Below are 19,609 nucleotides of genomic sequence, written 5' to 3' on the forward strand. Positions count from 1 at the left end.
TGAAATTGACATTGCTTTTACCAATAACTACCCGCCAAAAAGGTGAGTCTAATAAATGTGATTGTTTTATTATCTGATAAATTCACTTCATCTGATAAGGTTTCTAATTGGTCGTCTCCATAAAAAACGGCATACAAACCATCTTCAAAAGCTAAAATTGCATTTTCCTGAGCCATTATAACATCTACTTTATTATGGTTATAAAGGGCTCCAAAACCTATTTTGCCTGTATCCGTTAAAACAGGCAGGTAGTTTTCTTTTGGTAAATGAATTTTATCCTCATCTTCCCACTCAAATGAAGAAGAATTAAATAATTGTACCTGATAATCGACAACCAATTCTATAAGTTTTCGAGTTGTTACAAGGGGGGATTTGATAACTAATTCAATTCTTTTTTCGTGAAGAATAGGATGTTTTTTTCCTAATTGTTTTACAGAAATAGTAAGATCCATTTTTATGACTGTTTATTATACCTGCAAAATAGTAAACAAAAGGCTACAAACAAATTAATCCACACTTTTTGACTCCCTTTTTTCCTATTTTTATTAAGTTTTGAATCGCTATTGGCTTATTTAGGGGGGTAATAAAGGAACTGCTTTATACACTTATTTAAAATAAGTCATTCGATCATCTTTACTTTGGGTGAAAAACGCTTTAATTAAAGTAAGAAAAAGTATATATTTACAGTGGATAAAAAAATGTTTTAATAAATCAATCGCGTTTTTTACCGATCCCTATTTTTTTAAAAATTTTTAATACCTTTGAATTTATGAGTACAGTAACTAAACCAAAACATATTGGCAGAAATATTAGCCGAATCAGAGAGCTTCGTGGTATGAAACAAGAGATACTTGCAGAAGCTATTGGAACAAGTCAGAGAGCTATTTCTGTAATGGAATCAAGTGAAACTATTGATCCCAAAAGACTGGAAGAAATTGCAAAAGTTCTGGGAGTAACTGTAGAGGCTATTGAAAACTTTTCGGAAGAATCTGTTTTTAATTTCTTTAATACCTTTTATGACAATAGTGCCAATAACGGTCAGGGAAATGGGAACACTAATAATAATGCTTGTACTTTCAACCCTCTTGATAAGGTTGTGGAACTTTACGAACGTTTGGTTCAAGCTGAAAAAGAAAAGGTGGAATATTTAGAAAATTTCATGAAAGGGAAATAATATTCTTTTTCTTTATATAATTGAAAAGCGCAAATTTTTAAGGTTTGCGCTTTTTGTTTTATTTATACAGTTCTTCTCGAATCTCGATTAGTGTTTGAATGACTTTATCCTCATCTGGTTTTTCAGGTAAAGTAGATGTTTGATAATGATTTTCGATAGAAACAATTAAGTTATCCGCCATTTCTAGTAAAGCATCATATTCTTTATTCCCTGCTTTTATATCGAGTAATTCTTCCCGATTGGGAACTCTAATATTTAATTTTCCTGTTGCCAGAATTTGTTCAGCAGTTTGCAAAAGACGAATTGTATGCATCATGTTTTTGCTGTCGTAATTTTTCCCATGTTGCTGATTCGTGTTGTAACGGTCTTCGTTTCGTTTATCAATCCAACTCCAATATTCAGTGTACTCTTTACAATATTTAGAATAACCATCCTTATTGCAAGATAAATATCCAATTAGCTTTTCGTTTTTAGGAACTGACGAAAGCGAAACTTCATTAGAGTTTTCTTTCTGAATGATTCCTTTGTAGCCTAACGTTTTATTTTCGTCATAAAACAACGCAAACATTCCTTTTGAATTCGGCAAATTAACCAAACCGCATTGTTCTTGCTTGAAATTATTCTCTGATAAAAAACTATTTAATGAAATCGTTTCATATCCTTTTAAGACATAACAAAAATCCAAAAGACTTTTCTTTTCCTTTGGCATTGGGTTTACAATTTTCTTGTTTAAACCTCTCGCCTTTTTTATTTGTGTTATGGCATAACCCGCAAAAGAATCTTTGCATAGTTTAGACAAAAAATCTTCTATCTTCAAATTATCCATCAACGGATGTTGGTACAAAATACAATCCTCTGGCGAAGCCAAAATCTCCAATATATTTGGATTGTTCTTTAGCAACAATTCTACAAAACGACCAATTTCATAATAAACCTCATCATTGGTTTCGTTTGCAATCTGCGGAATATAATTGAGTCCAAAGAACTTTTCTATTGGCAAATAATAAACGCCTTTTATATCCGTATCGGATGTTGGTGTATTTAACCCAAAAGATTTACTTCCTGAGATGACTTCAAAAAGGATTAGATTTTGGGATTTTAGGGTTTGGATGGTCATATTAGAATCCGTATTTTTTTTCTCGTTTTTTAAATGCTTCTTTTCCTCCTTCGACTATATCTGCAATATGTTCTCTTATTCCTATTGACTTTAATATATCAGTTTCTCCAATTTTCGTTGCGAAAGTATTCTCAATTGGACCATTTATAAAATCAAATCTGAATTCATTTGTAGTATCAACCTCATTTTGCCCCTTCTGATTTGCTATTATAATGTTTTCAGCATCCGAATTAACAACTATGTTAGCATTATGAGTAACAATTATAATTTGTCTTTCTAATTTTTTATTCTTCAAATAACTTACTAAATCCGAAGTTATAGATCTATTATCAAGATTATCCTCTGGCTGATCAATTAAAATAGGCGCTTTTGATTTACTTAAACCTATTATTAACATTAAGATCACGAAACTAGCTTTTCCTGTAGACATTTCCCCTAATTTGTCGTCTTTATAAGTTATTTTCCAATAATCAAAGAAATAATCATCAAGCAATTCTCTTACGGCTTGAACTTTCCCAAACTTTCCTAAAATAAAATAATCTCCATTAATTATGTCAATAAATATTTTTTCAATTTCCTTAATAATTTCGTCAAAATCTGTTGGCGAAGTAGCCTTATTAGTTTCTTTTAAAATAGCGTAATTATTATATGAAGCTTTTCTACCATCACTAACCTCATACAGGTTTTTAGCAAATTTCGGAAAATTAAATTGAGCTATACCATCTATTTTTAAACCATCACCTTCCAACTCTAAAGCCCTATCCTTCAGCTCATTTATAATATTATTATATTCGTTAAAGTTTCCTTTAAATAATTTAAATATATCTTGATGACAATTTTCAACTAGCACTTTTTTATCTAATATAGCCTTATTTAATAAATCAATATCAGCCAATAATTTTTTGTCATCTATAATTGACTGAGTTAAGACATCAATCTGCTTTTTTAATTTTTCATTTTGCTGATACGGCTCCAATTCTTTCGTTAGAACTCCTTTTTCGTCATTAATGAAAATTAAATTCTTTTTTAAAAGATTTTCATTTTTAAAAAACCTCTTTCCTGTTTCATCAGTCTGCACTTCAACTTCTTCAACTATTTTAGAGATATCTATATATATATCATCTATAAATGACAATTTATTTATATAGTATTGTTTGCTATTTTCTGTTTTAATTTTTTCTACAAATTCTTTCTTCTTCTCTAATATTTCATTTGAAAGCTTTTTTAAATCAGATAAACCAGAATTAATATTAGCAAAATCATCATTAAAATTATTTCTCTGAATAGTGTTAAATTCTAGCTTAGTTTGAATTTCTTTATACTTTAAAATCTGCTGATCACTTAAACCTGATTCTTTGTTTAATTTTTCAACATTCTCAGTATTAGATTTAATATTTTTTTCAAGAACTTCTTTATTTGACTTAGTTTTCAACTCAGATTCACTCTTCGCTACCTCTTCTAAAAGTTCAAAATATCTATTTAATAAATCATCCCTTTCTTTATCATTTTGTTTTACATTTCTAATAAATTGATCATATTTATCTTTCGAATCTTGGTCTTCTTTAATTAAATCACGAACTAATTTGTTTAAGGATTTTCCTTTTCTATTTATGTCTGGTTCAGCTAATTTTACCAAATAATTTTGTGGAATATATTTAATATCTGGAATAATTGAATTCTCTTCCGAATTGCGAAACATTTCTTGCGCAATTCCTGCATTAGTTGTAATTTCAAAATTAAAATCAGAATCTATTGACTTTAAATTATATTTTTCCTCTAAACTTTCATTTTTTAAAATAGTATCATCAACCAATAATGTCTTTGCAATAGAATAAAGAAAAATTGATTTTCCCGATGACTTTCCTCCTATTATAACATTTAAATTTGGGTTTAAATAAATTTCATTATTGGTAAAAACTTTATTAGAAGAGATAAACTTAACTTTATTAATAATTACTTTATCTTCCTTAAAGTCTGGCTTATCAATTTGTATTTTAACTCTTTGTTCTGGTTCGTAACATATCTGTCTTAATCCTTCAAAAGTCAAATCAGATTTTATCCACGTAAATCTCTCAAATAAAGTATCTTCACTATGAGAATCACATCCGATAATGCATGGCTTTAATGAACCTGTATGATTAATCACTTCTTTTTCAGTAGTCTTTTTTCCTAAAAAATAATCTTTATCTGAAGGAGCACTTGAAAATATAATATCCGTTGTTTTATAAATAGACTTGATAGTTCCTAATAAACTTCCACCTTCTTGTTCAAACTCTTCATAATAATCTTTCAAACCAGAAACTCCATCATTAGACTTACTACTAACTGCAATCAATGAATTGTCTCTAATTAATTTATTCGACTCTAGTAACGATTTAATCTTCCCAAATTCAATATTGTAATTATTAATTCCATATTTATACAGTTGATCTTCATGTAATAATGGATCTATCTGTTTTGCGCAATCTTTAATACCTTGATAATTCATTAAACAACCATCAATATTAGATATTTTATTAAAGAATCCATTATTTAATTCACCAACAATAATTGGATTAAATATGAAATGTAAATTAATGAATTTTCCTTTTTTAGTTGTAGGAGAAATACGTAGTTCTACATTTGGAAAAATAAATATTTTTTGAATAAAGTTAATTTCATCATCAGAAAAAAGTTTTTCACCTAAATCATCTACTTTATTATTAATCTCTTTTATATATTTAACTGCATCTAAATATCTATCAATTGAAAAATAGTCAGTTATACCGATTGCTTCAATTTTATCCTGATATGCTTTTTTAAAAAATGTACAAAAAAAATCATCCATACTTCTAGAAGTAAATTGGTCATTTTTATTTGTCCCTTTAGTATGAACATGGAAGTTCCATTTTCTCCATTCTGAACCTCGATTACTCATAATTATGTCGTTTATGTTAGTTTATTTTATAATTTCTTCTTTAAAAAACAAATCCAACTCCTCACTCAACTTCTTCCCACTTCCCAAGGTACTTGCATTTTCCTGATTAAACTTCACAGTCTCCAACAAAAAATCAGTTATCAAAACTTCTTTAGGATGCAAATACTTTTCATCTTGGTTGGCTTTTATTTCTTGTAATTCTATTATTTTGTCTTGTATGTTTTGTGGTGCAATTGGCAATAAATCGGCAAAAGCGACTGGCGGAAAAGAATTGTTTTCTATAATCCATTTTCCTGCTAAAGCGGTTCGTAAAGCATAGAAATAACTTTTTAATTTTACTTCTTCCATTTCGCAAACGTCCATGAAATTTTTAGTCGTTCCTAAATAATGATGTAAGATGGCTATTGGTGAAAAACACTGTCTGGCTAACTCTTGCATTTCTTACAAAAAAGCATCGTTTTTATAATACACCACAGGCGAAAACAGCCATTCTATCAAAGGTGCGTTAGATTTAGATAATAACTTTACGGCTTTCCGCAAGTCCCAACCTGAACCATCCAAATCATCTTCGGTCATAAACTCGATTACATCTGGTTTTTCCCAAAGCGATAAATAATATTCTGGTTTGTGTTTGTATATAAAACGAATATCGTAATCACTATCAGGAGAAGCAAATCCCCAAGCGCGACTACCCGATTCGCAAGCAAAAAGTATTTCAACTTGATTGTCGTTTTCTATCTCTTTTAATTTTTTAAGTATTTTTTCTTTCATGATTGGTTTCAAATGTAATTAAAACAAATAGCCTTTAAAACAAGTACAAACACCTGATTTTTCATGGCATTAAGAAGTTACGTTTTTTGCTTTTGGTTTCGTTTGTAATCTCGCAAAGAAGCTAAGTCGCAAAGTTTTATTCTCAAATTGTCGAGCTACTCGTGGAGATTTCTCCTTACGTCGAAATGACAAGTTTGGGATTATTTTGTGTAAAACTAAAGGTTCTTACACTCTTGGTTTTATTTTATTCTATGCTGATTGTTTTAAATTTTATCCTCTGTCCCTTTGCTTCTTCGCGCCTCAGTTCCCTCTATTCCTCTGAACCTTTGTTCCTCTGCATCTTTGTCTCTTTGTCCCTATGTTCCTAACAAAAACTAATAATCTTCATTATCAGGCGGAGCGGTCTTATTGCGTGTAGTAATTTCCCAATTCTCTTTTTGATATGGATTATCTAATTTATCAATTTGAACGGAAATATCTAATTCCTCTTTGTCTTCACGGTTTGCTCGAATAAAAATCCTAAATCCATATCCTTTTATTTTTTCGATGTATTTATCGGTTATAGTATTGTTTTCATAATAGTTTATTGCAACATTAATTTCTTTTGAAAACTGCGTATTCTTAGCTAAGAATTCTAAAAATTGCATGGCAGTTTCTTCTCTAAATTCAGTATCGTTTATTTTATCGAGATCTACTTTATAAAACGCATTAAACTCTAACATTAAATTATCGCAACCTCCTACACTTGCATTAATTATGGTATCATTCTTTTTGTATATTTCTAAGATCGTTTCGGTATAATTATGTATTTCAATACTTCTGGTACGCGTTTCTACTCCAGGAATATCATTAAAAATGGTTTTAGATTTTAATTTTGCAACTTTGCAACTCGTTAAATACGATTCTTCATATAAATTACCATTCTTGTATATAAATGATAATGAAGCCGATTTTAAATTTTCTACAGAATTAGAATAGGTTCTGAAATTTTGTGTAACCTTAATTTTAAATTTATTTCCAATAAAATTTGCTTCGTCAATTATATTATAAGAAAAAGGAGCATATCCCAGAATACTATGCGATTCTTTCTCCTTAATTTCATCTTTCATAATATAAAAAATAAAATCTTGATTTGTGTTTGCATTTCCTCCCAACATTCCTTCAGATGATCTGTCAATTACATAATCAATGATTCCATCATTATTAAAATCTCCTTTTTCAAAAATTGAAAATGAAACTGTATAAGGGTCGCCATCATTTGCAAATGAAACATAATAAGGTGATTCGGATATTTGCATTTCCTTATATTTCTGGCTGCCAATCTCTTCCTTAATAAGTCTTTTTAAAAGGTTACTTTCTATTTCGGTCGGAATTACTTTTTCTGCTTCTGGTTCTGCAACAGAAACCGTGTCTTTACTACTCTTTTTATGTACTGCTTTTACTTCTTTTTTACATGAAAATGCTAAGACAATAAATACAAGCAAGATTATTTTATTACTTTGAAAGTATACTGATTTAAGACTCATTAATCGATTTATTTTTTATCTGTTAAAATTTTTAAGTTTAATTATTTTTTTAGCATTTACAATTTGCAATACAGTTTCAAATTAACAAATAAAAAACCACAAACTCACATCATAAATTTACTCTTTTTTAAGCTAATCCAAAGTAAAGGCAAAGTCGCTGAGTCGCTAAGTTTTTATTTTTGCCACTCCCGATAGCGATCGGGATAATAAGATTAAAAGGATTTTAAAAATCTGCTGAATCTGCAAAATCTGCGTGAAACAATTCTTTGCGCACTTCTCGTAATCAGAACTGCGAACTTTGCGGTTAAAAACCTCTGAACCTTTAAATAACCAACTATTTTCCCATACTAAACTACCGCGACTTATTAGCTGCGCAGGAAGGATTTGAACCTCCGTCTGTTGGATTATTTTTATTTCCGTCAGTGTCTACTCTTCATACTCTTTGAACCTTAAAAAGAATCTAAAAATCCCCATAATACACTTGGAAGCACGGTAATTTCAGATCTTTTCGCCATGTATCTACTACTTGGTTTCTATCATCGAGAACAAACTCTACAAAGTAGTTATCTTTGATAAAATCATTATAAATTTCTGTTTTTACGATAGAATCTTTTCGGTTATCCTGACTTTTTCGCATGATTAGATCATCGAATTCTATTGTATGTTTTTCTAGGAAACGCAAAGTCGGTTCTTTGTATTTATCTTCTCTACCTGAAACCAACAATATTTCATATCCCAATTTCTTGTAGTTTCTTAATACGTTTGCTACTGGCTCATTTAACAGGTCTTCATCGCATTTACTTGCATCAAAAGGGTTTCTCCCGTTCATCAATGCCAATGTTCCGTCTAGATCGCAGATAATTGCTTTTGGTAATTCTGAATCTTGGATTGCGTATTCTGGTGCATCTTTAAAAAATTGTTCATTCATTTTACGAATCACTTTTTCTCCAACTGGTTTTTCTCTTAATGCATCTCGCTCGATACAAACCGTCACATCTGTATTTACTTCGAGAACCTCAACAGTCACTTTTTCGTTACTTTTTTTATTGTATTCCTGAACCAATTGTGTAATTCTTCTTAAATTCGTTTCAGATAAATTCGTATCATCTACCACTATACTTTTTCCTTCTTCCAGACATTTTACAATTAAAAGGTCACGCACTTTTTTTACAAACTTTTCATTGCTTTGGCTTGTTGTTCCGTTATCAAACATTGCGCGTAAATCATCTCTATTGATTCTTTTATATGTTTCTGGATTTTCTGAAATCATCTTTTTTGCCAAAGTCGATTTTCCACTTCCTGGCAATCCTTTCATTAAAATTACTTTTCTCATTTTATTCTTCTTCTCTATTAAATGGTTTTTCGAATGTTGGTCGAATCATTCTCCAAATTATTTCTGAATAATCTTTGTTATTCAACATTGCAAATAATACTCCCTGATGTTTACATGTTTGGAAATACAAAGCTGTTTCCTTACGGGAATCCAAAACTTTAAAATCTACTTTGCATTGATTTTCGATTACCGCATATTGATTTTCTAAATCACTTTTTGTTTCTTTTACCCAATTGAAAAATTCATCAGGAACACGTTCCAAAACTTCATCTATTGGTTGGTTTGTTTTTAAATATTCCCAAATGTTTAAATTAGAAACTTGTGTTATAATTCGGTGCAAACGAAGGTATTCTTCAAACTTGATTTTTACTCTAAAATTATCCGAAAATTTAATAACAAAGCCTTCTTTATTGTCTTTATTCATTGCTGCTAATGAACGAATATCTTTAATTCCGTCGTATTTTTCTACAATAGGGAAACCAATAGCTTCTAGCGGAAATTCTTCTCCCGATTGGGAATCGATAATTGCCAATAAAACCAATTCTTCTGCAGCACCATAATCTAAAACAATTCGGTTTTGAGGATATATAATCTCAAATAAATAGGTTTTGTTTTTATCCAGATGCGACCATGATTTTTTGTATTTCCCATGTAACATTTCGTTTGCTTTATCTGACTGATCGCTTGAAAACGAACCTCTACTTGCTATAAAAGGCACCTCATCTATCCAATATAAAATCCCCAGCGAACCATCGGCTTTATCATAAACCTCAAAAGTTGTATTAGGTATCGTTTGATTTTCCATTTCGCCTAAATTAAAAAACTTAGGAAAGGGTCTTGCTATCACATTAAAATTTTCATCAAGAATTAATCCTCTACAGTTTAATGTAACCTCATTCCATATTCTTTCGAATTGGGCACTTTGCGTATAATTATAAATGTATAAATCATAATTAGGGTGTTTGTTTACTCTAATATAATTTTTGGATATCATCTCTTTTAATAGTACTGTATTCATTTCTTTTTTTGTTAAACAAAGATTCAAAAACTACTACGCAATTATTTTGCGCAGTTAAAATCATTTTCATCTTCATACTTGTATTCTGACAATTGTTTCATTCCAACAATTCGTTTTTTTAATAATTCTACATATACCAAAAGCCATTTTTGAAGGATTTCAGAATCGGCATTTTTATCTCTGGATAATTGTTTTCTTAAATCTGGAATATGATCTGCAATTTGATTTTTTGTGTAAACTTCTTTCCCTTCATGTAGTAAAATTGTCTGCCCTAATTGAAAAGCAATTGATTTTATCATGTTTTCATTTTTCTTCTCTTTACCAAAAGAAAGTATTCGATTTAGATTTATAGTCTCTAATGCTATAACTTTTTCATTTATATCTCCTCTCAAAGCATTTTTTACAAGTAATCTATATGCTGTCTTACTTACAAATGACAGAATCATTCTTGAACTTCTTAAAAATTTTAAATCTACATCTCTGCACAAAAGCCTTGCTATTTGATTTTCATATTTCTGCTCATGATAACTGTAGGTATAAAACAATGCATTATTTAATTCATCGGTTGTGCCTTTATAAACTTCAGCTAAATGACCATTTTTACACACTGCTAGGTTGGCATTAATCTCCTTTTCGGGGAAAAATGGTACTAGCAATTCCGTTAGCTTTTTTGATAATGAAAGTTTTTCTAATATAGTCTCTGGCATTTCTTTAATAAAGAAAACCAGATCGACATCAAGTGAATTTTCTGAACCAAATATTTGATAGATTGGTGTGTTCATTTTTTTAAAAATTTATCCTATTTAAGAATCCATTTTAACCTATTGATCCGTAACTGATTTACATTCTTTTTTGTGACCCTAATGAAATTCGAACTCATATTCTCTTTCGGACATTGTGGCTCTAAATACGTTTCCCTACTTTCCCATTTAAACTACAAGGTCTTTTTTTGATGATACTGATTTATGATTAGTGTGCAATTATCTTTTTATTCCAAATTCATTAATTAAATAATCTTTTAAATTCTTTCCATAAATTATTATATCTCCATCATAAATAGAAATAACTGGAGATAATCTTTTATCTTTAAATACAACTAATACTCTGTGACTATATATCGGAATAAAACCTTCAATTTCAGATTCATCAAATCCATTATCTTTAATTACAGATTTTACTTCATCCATAAATTCCTTAACTTCATCAACTAACCACTGTGTCTCTTTACTATCATTTGGATAATTATACAATCTGTTCGTTTTTATAATTTCTTCATTACCACTTGGATCAACAGAAATAGTTTCTCTATAAAAACCACTAAAATTTGATAACATTCCTCTATAAATGCTGGGAAATACAAAACCAAATAATTTTTCCAAATTATTGATTTCATCACTATTTAAGCCTTCATAAAATTTATTATTAACTTTATGCTCATAAAAATTCTTTTTTAAATTTCTATTCTTAGTCTTATCTTCTTCTTTATTTTTGGATTTTCCTTCTAATATTATTCTTAATGCATTCATAATTGGTTTCATTTTGACATTACAAAGATTCCAACAGAAGTACGCAATTATTTTGCGCAGTGCAAAAGGAATATTTTTTTAAGTAAATTAGCGCTATGAATCTAAAAGAAAAATATACTGAACTGCTCGTAATCATTGGCTTTCCGGAAAAAGAGATTCAACATAATTGGTTGGAACTTGAAACTGCTTATTCTAAGAAATCCAGACACTATCATAACCTTACTCATATAAGTGATATGATAGATTGTTATGAAACATATCTGGAGAAACTGCAATTTCCTAATGAAATCTTGTACGCCATCTTTTATCATGACTACATATACAATAGCCGTAAAAAGGATAATGAATTAAAAAGTGCTCAATATGCATTATCCATTTTACCAAAGAACACCGCATTTAATAAACAATTGGTTTTTGATGCTATTTGTGCAACACAGCAACATCAACACAATGCGATTGAAGATATTAATTGGCTAATTGATTTTGATTTAAAAATTCTCGCCCGAGATTGGACTGCTTATAAAACTTACTTTAAACTGATAAGAAAAGAATATAGTATTTATCCTGATTTTCTTTATAATCCGGGAAGAATTAAGGCATTGAATCACTTTCTTGAAAATGATTTTATTTTCAAGACTGAAGAATTCAGAAATTTACATGAAGAAAAAGCGAGAGAAAATATAAAACTGGAAATTGATTTTATAAGTAAGTAGTTTTTTATACTCTTTTTAGAAACCAAGTTTTATTCTATTTGCAATTTTGCGTGAAGGATTGCAGTGAAAATCCTTTTGCTTTTTTCTTTAAAAAGCAAAAGATTGTAACGAAAAGCCCGACCCGCCTTTTCGGCGGGACACGCCCCTATTCGAATAAAGCTATTCTTTAAAATAACTTCTTATTATTGCTTGGTGTTTATCTTCCTGTATAATTAGGACATCCAAAACATTTTACGCTTAGATTAAACTGATAGGTTAATAAAACTTCAAAAACGCCTCCTGTTCTTCCGATACTCGTAGTATTCAAATCATAGGAAAGCCCTAATTTTAAATTCTCATATTGCAATCCTGTAAAAAGATTTACTGAGGTTAGCAACTCCCTATTCATTCCGTTTTTTGATGGATTGGTAACAGCTGTTGCCCCAAAATATATTTTCTCAAATTGTATAGATGTTCCTAAATCAAATCGATTGTAATACCCTTGTTGCATATAATTTGAGGTAATAAGCATTTTGGTTTCATACGGGAAAAACAACACATCGATATAATCGGCTAAAAGAAATTCGTAACCTGAACTCAAGGAGAAGAATGTATCTAAAGGCACGTTTCCGTCTCCTGCAAAGGAAATATTGGGTCTGTTAAGGTGTTTCATCGATAAACCTATCCAAAGACTTTCGGTATTAAAAACCATTCCTGCTGATACATCAAAGAAATTGACTTTATCGTTTTTTAGCATCGGATCTACCGAACTTGAATTTATAACTCCTGTTCGAATATTAATCTGATCCTCAAGTAATAAATTTTGAAAAGCAAATGATTTTAATCCAAAACCTGCTTCGATAGCTGGCCTAAAATACCATGTATCATTCAGCTTTACTCGGTAGGCATAATTGGCATTAATTTGCGTGTAATTATATTTGGTTAGGTTTTCTCTTTGATTTAAAACACTTATTCCATAACCGCTATTCATGTTTTCGTTCCAAGTATTTACAAATGCATAATCGGTATCTATTTTTAAATCTAAATCTGGCCATTGCTCCCGATGCACTATCCCTGCATAGGTAGTTTCCATGAATCCAGAAAACCCCGGATTAAGTGTTTCTGGAACTAAGAAATATTGAGTAAAAATTGGGTCTTGTGCTCTTGTTTCTGAATAAAAGCAACATGCAATTAGTATTGTTATATATAGTTGTAATCTCATTGTAGTATGTTGCTATTATTTAAGTAATGTAAATGCTCCTCGTTCGGTTATGGTATGGTTGTAAAACGTTTTTGCAGTGATTTTGAAGAAGTAGTTTCCGTTTTCGGCTGCATGATTTTTTATTTGTCCGTTCCATCCACTGATATTTTTTCCAGTTTCAGAATATACAATTCCTCCCCAAGTATCATAAACATCAAGAGTAATGCTATCAAAACCTAAAAACACGGGCGCAAAGGTGTCGTTGTAACCATCATTATTTGGCGTAAAGGCATTTGGAATTACCAGACTATATCCTTTTTCGACTACTAATGTTGATGTATAACTATATTGACAACCAAAAGGATAGGTAACTGTTTGTTTTATTGTATAGGTTCCTACTCTTGTATAAATATGTTTTGGATTTTCTTCGTTGGAGAATTTACCATCACCAAAATCCCAAGAAATATTTGTAAAATCTCCTGTTGCTAGATTCGTAAATAAAATAGGGTCGTAAATTGAATACAAATCATAAACATCTTTGCCATAAGAGCTTGTCGAATAATTAGCTATTCCTAAAACAGGTGTATTCACATTGTATGGAAAATCGGCAGTACATCCAAAACTATCGGTTACACTAAATATGATTAAACCTTTATTTTCGGTATTCATAATTTCATTATTAGATCCTGAAACAACTCCATCGGACCAACTTAATGTATAGGGTGGTATTCCACCTTTTACGTGTCCTATGAATGTTTGATGTACATATTTAGTTTCACAATCAAAATCGGTTAGTACTTCGATAGTTGGCGTAAGCTGATCGAATCTGGTAATTTCCCATTCTTCTGATTTATTACAACCATTAGCATCTGTAACAGTAACGGCATAAATCCCTGGTGGAAGTTTTCTCAAATCTTCGGTTTTTGCACCATTTGACCATGAGTACGTAAATGGAGCCAGACCTCCTGTTACCACTAAATTAATCTCTCCTGTGTTTGCATCAGCACAATCTAAAGGATTTGAAACAACGGCGCTTAGTTCTAACAAAGAAGGCTCAGATATTTTAAAGGTTCTTATTATTTCACATGGTGTTCCATCTGTAATTGTTACTTTATAGCTTCCTGGCCCAATATTATTACGTTCAACCCCTGCTGTCGAATTATCATCCCAAACTAACTTAACTGGCGCTACACCTCCTACAAGGTTCAGTCGGATATACCCATCATTTGCACCAAAACAAGAAACGTTCTTTACATCTGGATTGATAGTAAATACTGGTACATTAACTATATCTATAGTAAATACTTTAGGACAGTCTAATGCATCGGTAATTGTGATTACATAAGTTCCCGCTGATAAATTATTTTGTACTAAACCAGTTCCTAAATTGCTCCATTCAATAATATATGGATCTCCTGTTGCAAAAGGAACTCCTCCTGTAATGCGATCAATAGTAATCGATGCATTAGCATCATCATAACATCCTATCTCGGTTTTAGTGTACTCTAAGTGTATTTCATCATTTTGAAGTAATACAACTTCCAATTCATCTGTACAGCCAGAATTATCAGTAACAGTTAAATTATAAGTACCTGCTGCAAGACCTTTTAAATTTTGAAGATTACTACTAAATCCGTCTGGTCCCGTCCAGCTGTATCGGTAATTAAAAACTCCGGGAGACAGCTCGGTATATTGACCGCCCATTGTACTAACATTAATTTCACCTGTATAATATCCATAACATGAAATATCAACTTGACTTTCCTTTTTTACTTTTAATAATGGCGGTTCGATGATCGTATAACTGTCTGTAAGTATATTACAATTATTAACTTCGGTAATGGTAAAGTCATACTTTCCTGGTCCAAGATTATTAATATTGCTGGTAGTCTCAGGATAAGGATTCCCATCTTTTGTCCACACATAAGTATAGGGCGGTGTCCCTCCTGTTGCCGATAAATTTATACTCCCATTATTTAACCCAAAACATGTGATATCATTTTTACCTCCTGAAAATCTAAATTCATCCGGTTCAGTAACAGAATAACTTTTTGTAAACGGGCAATCTCCATTATCAGTAACTTTTAAATAATACATTCCTGCTTTTAAATTAAAAATATCTTTATCGGTACTTGTAAATCCATCAGGGCCTGTCCAAGAAAAAAGATAAGGAGTTCCTGTTGCAAAAGGAATACCTCCTGTTACACTTATCGTAATGGAACCATCATTTGAACCAAAACAGGTAGTGTTTTTTGTAACTGGGGCTACTGTTATTAATGGATCTACTGTTACTGTTATTGTAAAATTAGGCCCAGGACAAGCTCCAGATATAGGCGATACAGTATACGTTACTGTTGCCGGATTGGCTGTGTTATTTATTAAAGTCTGGCTAATATTTAGTCTTGGAGAAGATTGTGCATTTGCACCACTTACTGCTCCTGCAGGAGAAACTTCGGGTGTTGACCAAACATAGGTTGTTCCTTCGGGTACATAATCTATCTCGTTATTAACAGGTGTAACCTCAAAACTAGTGTCACTACATATTCTTGCTGTCTTATCATTTATAACTGGAGAAAGAACTAAATTAACAGAAAAAGGAGCCTCTTTGCTAGTTGTTCCACAGCTATTTGTAACACTAAAAGTAGCTACATAATTACCACTAGTTGCATAATATATTGGTCCCGGATCAAGCGATGTAGATGAAGAAGGAATACCCCCTGGAAAGTCCCATAAATAAGTGATCTCTGAACTTAGAGAACAAGTTTGTTCTACCGTGCCAACTGGATGGATTGTAGCTGAATCACAGTAATCAGAAATAGGATTTATAGTAATAACAGGTTCCTTTTCTACTGATATTTCCTTTGTAATATAACTCTCTTCTCTGCAAGAATTTATTGTTGTTAACTTAACAGAATAGGTACCTGACAGCGTAAAATTAAAAACAGGATCTTTTGATGAAGAATTAGTACCATTTGCAAAATTCCATTGCCCTATACCTGTTCCTGGTACTGACTCTTTGCCACATAATCCTTCAACGTAATTAGTAACTTCCCATTTGTAACTCTCTGTACTACAAGCTAAACTTGTATCTGTAGTATTCGTAATGTGAACAATCCTTGAAGTACAAAAATTACCAAAGGTATTATTAAAGGTAAAACTGGGTTCTAATATGGGCTCTATACATATCTCTTTTCTCATTTCACTCCCTGTTCCACATGCTGTTGTTGCTTTTAAAATAACTGTATACCTACCTGGTGTTGTATAAACATGTGTTGGATTAATCTCTCTAGAAACTGGTGTTCCATCACCAAAATCCCAAGTATAAACATCAATCGTGCTACAATTATTAGTATAACCTTCAGTGCTTGTATTAATAAATTGAACAGGAGTTTCGACACATCCCACAGGTTGCATATCAAAGCTTATTTCGGGCTTAGCTAATATAGTAATAGGTCCGACTGTAAGAATCTTTTTATCACAAGATGTCTTTATTGTTACTTTAACCTCATTTCCAAAAGGACAATTGGCTTTTATAAACTCATGCGGTATAGGAAAATTTTCAGACGCTTTCGGATTAGCCGCATTATAATAAGGAGAGCGTTCTAAATCCTCCTGTTTATATGATTGTTCAGTTCCATCGCCATAATTAACAAGATATTCGGTATCTGAAGGGTTAAGCCCCCATCCCCCTATTTCAAAATTCATTGGACCTACAGGAAGACATAAATTGGTAGTATTACCTGGAGCAAATAGTGCCCCTACTGGGTTACTAGAATTTTTAACTACATAACGAACATCATTACTACAGCCATTATTTCCGATTCCAGTAATAACCATATCAAAAGAGCCTACATTTTGGTATTCATGTGCTTTTGGAAAAGTGACATTTGTTTCAGAACTGCCATCTCCCCAACTTACATTATAAGAAGTGATACACCCTATTGAATCTGAATTATTCACTACATTAATTGTATATTTAGAATTAGAATTATTATCTGCACATTTATTAAAAGAAGTACTTCCCTCATTTACGAACTTTAAATCTGGTTTTTGTTTTACCAAAATAGTTTTCGTTATACTGTTTTCACCGCTAGCATCAGTAACCGTAAGCTTGACGGAAAAAGACTCCGTACCGCAACCAACAGCTTTAAAAGAATGACTTGGGCTACTTTCTGTAGAAGTCTCCCCGTCTCCAAAATCCCATTTATAGCTAAAAGGTGCAGTACCACTTACAACAGGAGTAAATACAATAAGAGTTCCTGAACAAGTTTCATCATTAGTAAAATTGAAATCTACATTGGGTACTAAAACTAGGTTTTCATACCCTTTATTAGAAGTAAAATCGTTTTTATTGACAGCCCCAAATGCATGAACTGAAGTCGTAGTTATTAAAAGAAAATATAAGTGTAAAAAGTAAATTTTTCTCATGAAATGTCATTTGTTTTGTAGCTAAAAGTATATGTTTTTTTTTAAACCAAAAAAATATTATAAAAAAATCTTTTTTTGGTTTAAAAAAATTTAAACTAAAAAAGAACACAGAAACAATCATAACGTACTAAAAATAACACAAATACAATTTAATATTGAAATCAAAAACTTTCATTTATTTTAGTATCCCCAATCTAATTTTTTTTCTCATTCCTGATTAAAAACAGGATTATTGACGGTATAAAATACCAATAACAAGTACGCAGTTGTTTTGCGTAGAAAATATAAAAGCGTACTTTTATCCCTGAATTTTTTTTTGCAAAAAGGACAAAAACGGCAAGTATTTTACTTTAACTTTTGACCAAAAGAGATAGTAACATTCTGATGCGTGATTTTCTTTTTTGTTGAAACACACCAAATAATTATTAACTAAATTAATCTCGCAAAGACGTAGAATAATAACGTTTTATTTTATGCAGATTTTACAGATTAAAGCAGATTTTTTTCTTAATCCTTTTAATCTGTCGCTTTAAATATAAAACTTTGAGCCTTTGCGGCAAACCACATAATATGTCACAAAACAAAAATGCATTGATTCGATACAAAACAATCGATAAATGCCTGCAAAACCAATACAGAACCTGGACTCTCGACGATTTAATCGAAGCCTGTTCCGACGCATTATTTGAGTATGAAGGTCGCGAAAACCGCATAAGTAAACGTACCATCCAAATGGATATTCAACTCATGCGAAGCGAAAAACTCGGATACAATGCTCCTATCGTAGTTTATGATAAGAAGTTTTATAAGTACGATGAAGAAGATTTCTCGATTACCGATATACCACTTACAGAAACCGACATGAATGTTTTAACAGAAACAGTTTCTATGTTAAAGCAATTTAAAGATTTCTCCTTGTTTAGTGATGTTTCGGATATTTTGCAGCGGTTAGAAGATAAAATCTATTCAGAGAAATCGCATACTAATTCTGTAATTTATCTGGATAAAAACGAAAACTTAAAAGGATTAGGTTATCTGGACGAAATATATCAAGCAATCATAAAAAAAATAGTTCTTGTTATTACCTATAAATCTTTTAAATCCAGAGAAGAACAAAAGTTTAATTTTCATCCTTTTATTTTAAAAGAGTTTAATAATCGTTGGTTTTTGGTAGGAAAGAAAAAAGGCACTCAACCCATAACCAATTTGGCTCTTGATCGGATTACCAGCATCGATTTTGATTTTAACCTACCATATATAGAAGAAGTTTTTGATGCCGAAGATTTTTATAAAGATGTGGTTGGAGTTACCGTGAACCAAGGGATGAGCACTAGAAAAATTGAACTTTGGATTGATAAAGAAAATGCTCCTTATGTTTTAACAAAACCCTTTCATGCTTCGCAAAAGCTAGAAAAAGAAAATGAAGATGGAAGTATTATTATCTCACTAAAGCTTAAAACTAATTACGAAATAGAACGTTTGCTCTTGGGGTTTGGTGATGGATTAGAAGTTATAAGTCCCAATGGACTGCGATTACGAATAAAAGATAAACTTAGAAAAGCTTTACTTAAATATGGAGAATAATTTTTTCCGTTTTTAAAATAAAGAAATATCTTTCAAGATACATTAATCAAAAATCCTAATTTACTGACCCAATGTAACTTTTCGGATAATTCAATAGCTAAAATTTCAAAAAAAATATTATATTTCATTCGAAAAATAAAAACTTAATCGACTCTATTTCAGAACTAATATTTAACAAACTAAAAAATATTTTTCAAAATACTATGCGTGCATAATATTTTTTTGTTATATTTGAAATCGATATAGTTGCCAAAAAAAACGAATTCGATTTAAATTAATGCAAAAGATACTATCGCAATGTATTCACATTAAAATTAGATAA

Annotated in this window: 13 protein-coding genes and 1 pseudogene; 3 read left to right on the forward strand and 11 right to left on the reverse strand. The window is 30.9% G+C overall.

The genetic code is table 11. The features are described from left to right. Positions 1 to 17 precede the first annotated feature (17 nt). A complete protein-coding gene (locus IUY40_RS04455) occupies positions 18 to 452 on the reverse strand; it encodes a hypothetical protein (protein WP_195735668.1) in 435 nt (144 codons plus the stop codon). A gap of 317 nt (positions 453 to 769) precedes the next feature. Here IUY40_RS04455 and IUY40_RS04460 point away from each other — a divergent pair, with 317 nt between their 5' ends. Further along, a complete protein-coding gene (locus IUY40_RS04460) occupies positions 770 to 1,174 on the forward strand; it encodes a helix-turn-helix transcriptional regulator (RefSeq protein WP_195735669.1) in 405 nt (134 codons plus the stop codon). A 58-nt stretch (positions 1,175 to 1,232) separates the two neighbouring features. Here IUY40_RS04460 and IUY40_RS04465 read toward each other — a convergent pair whose 3' ends face one another. From IUY40_RS04465 to IUY40_RS04500, 8 genes and pseudogenes are all read right to left on the reverse strand, one after another. After that, positions 1,233 to 2,291 carry a nucleotidyltransferase domain-containing protein gene (locus IUY40_RS04465; RefSeq protein ID WP_195735670.1) on the reverse strand — a complete coding sequence of 353 codons (1,059 nt, stop codon included), beginning with the start codon at positions 2,289 to 2,291 and terminating at the stop codon, positions 1,233 to 1,235. A gap of 1 nt (position 2,292) precedes the next feature. After that, positions 2,293 to 5,208 (reverse strand): TrlF family AAA-like ATPase, encoded by a 2,916-nt coding sequence (locus IUY40_RS04470; RefSeq protein ID WP_195735671.1) that lies wholly within the window; start codon positions 5,206 to 5,208, stop codon positions 2,293 to 2,295. Between the two features lie 21 nt (positions 5,209 to 5,229). After that, positions 5,230 to 5,979 (reverse strand): annotated as a pseudogene (locus tag IUY40_RS04475) (nucleotidyltransferase domain-containing protein). A gap of 374 nt (positions 5,980 to 6,353) precedes the next feature. Next, on the reverse strand, positions 6,354 to 7,505 hold the full coding sequence (locus tag IUY40_RS04480; protein ID WP_195735672.1) for a hypothetical protein: 1,152 nt from the start codon (positions 7,503 to 7,505) through the stop codon (positions 6,354 to 6,356). Positions 7,506 to 7,965: 460 nt separating this feature from the next. Further along, positions 7,966 to 8,838, reverse strand: a complete 873-nt coding sequence (locus IUY40_RS04485; RefSeq protein ID WP_195735673.1) for an AAA family ATPase — start codon at positions 8,836 to 8,838, stop codon at positions 7,966 to 7,968. Between the two features lies 1 nt (position 8,839). Continuing rightward, positions 8,840 to 9,856 (reverse strand): T4 RnlA family RNA ligase, encoded by a 1,017-nt coding sequence (locus IUY40_RS04490; protein WP_195735674.1) that lies wholly within the window; start codon positions 9,854 to 9,856, stop codon positions 8,840 to 8,842. A gap of 41 nt (positions 9,857 to 9,897) precedes the next feature. After that, positions 9,898 to 10,638, reverse strand: coding sequence for a hypothetical protein (locus IUY40_RS04495; RefSeq protein WP_195735675.1), 741 nt, complete (start codon positions 10,636 to 10,638; stop codon positions 9,898 to 9,900). 198 nt (positions 10,639 to 10,836) lie between these two features. Next, positions 10,837 to 11,382: a hypothetical protein gene (locus IUY40_RS04500; protein WP_195735676.1), complete on the reverse strand. Its 546-nt coding sequence runs from the start codon at positions 11,380 to 11,382 to the stop codon at positions 10,837 to 10,839. Between the two features lie 95 nt (positions 11,383 to 11,477). Between IUY40_RS04500 and IUY40_RS04505 the strand changes: the two genes are divergently transcribed. Beyond that, entirely contained in the window at positions 11,478 to 12,095 is a 618-nt protein-coding gene (locus IUY40_RS04505) for a hypothetical protein (RefSeq protein ID WP_195735677.1), read from the forward strand. A gap of 196 nt (positions 12,096 to 12,291) precedes the next feature. Here the strand turns inward: IUY40_RS04505 and IUY40_RS04510 are convergent, their stop codons facing one another. Together IUY40_RS04510 and IUY40_RS04515 are read right to left on the reverse strand one after the other, a co-directional pair. Continuing rightward, on the reverse strand, positions 12,292 to 13,296 hold the full coding sequence (locus tag IUY40_RS04510; RefSeq protein ID WP_195735678.1) for a PorP/SprF family type IX secretion system membrane protein: 1,005 nt from the start codon (positions 13,294 to 13,296) through the stop codon (positions 12,292 to 12,294). Between the two features lie 15 nt (positions 13,297 to 13,311). Beyond that, on the reverse strand, positions 13,312 to 17,703 hold the full coding sequence (locus IUY40_RS04515) for a PKD domain-containing protein (protein ID WP_195735679.1): 4,392 nt from the start codon (positions 17,701 to 17,703) through the stop codon (positions 13,312 to 13,314). Positions 17,704 to 18,273: 570 nt separating this feature from the next. Here IUY40_RS04515 and IUY40_RS04520 point away from each other — a divergent pair. Further along, positions 18,274 to 19,287, forward strand: a complete 1,014-nt coding sequence (locus tag IUY40_RS04520; protein WP_195735680.1) for a WYL domain-containing protein — start codon at positions 18,274 to 18,276, stop codon at positions 19,285 to 19,287. Positions 19,288 to 19,609: the final 322 nt, after the last annotated feature.

This window comes from Flavobacterium sp. ALJ2 (assembly GCF_015594725.1).
GTDB lineage: Bacteria > Bacteroidota > Bacteroidia > Flavobacteriales > Flavobacteriaceae > Flavobacterium.

Excerpts from the sequence above, each read along its gene's own strand:
- IUY40_RS04520 (WP_195735680.1), top strand. The coding sequence starts at position 18,274 with ATGTCACAAAACAAAAATGCATTGATTCGATACAAAACAATCGATAAA.
- IUY40_RS04455 (WP_195735668.1), bottom strand. The coding sequence starts at position 452 with ATGGATCTTACTATTTCTGTAAAACAATTAGGAAAAAAACATCCTATT.
- IUY40_RS04515 (WP_195735679.1), bottom strand. The coding sequence starts at position 17,703 with ATGAGAAAAATTTACTTTTTACACTTATATTTTCTTTTAATAACTACG.
- IUY40_RS04505 (WP_195735677.1), top strand. The coding sequence starts at position 11,478 with ATGAATCTAAAAGAAAAATATACTGAACTGCTCGTAATCATTGGCTTT.
- IUY40_RS04470 (WP_195735671.1), bottom strand. The coding sequence starts at position 5,208 with ATGAGTAATCGAGGTTCAGAATGGAGAAAATGGAACTTCCATGTTCAT.
- IUY40_RS04495 (WP_195735675.1), bottom strand. The coding sequence starts at position 10,638 with ATGAACACACCAATCTATCAAATATTTGGTTCAGAAAATTCACTTGAT.
- IUY40_RS04460 (WP_195735669.1), top strand. The coding sequence starts at position 770 with ATGAGTACAGTAACTAAACCAAAACATATTGGCAGAAATATTAGCCGA.
- IUY40_RS04490 (WP_195735674.1), bottom strand. The coding sequence starts at position 9,856 with ATGAATACAGTACTATTAAAAGAGATGATATCCAAAAATTATATTAGA.
- IUY40_RS04480 (WP_195735672.1), bottom strand. The coding sequence starts at position 7,505 with ATGAGTCTTAAATCAGTATACTTTCAAAGTAATAAAATAATCTTGCTT.
- IUY40_RS04500 (WP_195735676.1), bottom strand. The coding sequence starts at position 11,382 with ATGAATGCATTAAGAATAATATTAGAAGGAAAATCCAAAAATAAAGAA.
- IUY40_RS04510 (WP_195735678.1), bottom strand. The coding sequence starts at position 13,296 with ATGAGATTACAACTATATATAACAATACTAATTGCATGTTGCTTTTAT.
- IUY40_RS04465 (WP_195735670.1), bottom strand. The coding sequence starts at position 2,291 with ATGACCATCCAAACCCTAAAATCCCAAAATCTAATCCTTTTTGAAGTC.
- IUY40_RS04485 (WP_195735673.1), bottom strand. The coding sequence starts at position 8,838 with ATGAGAAAAGTAATTTTAATGAAAGGATTGCCAGGAAGTGGAAAATCG.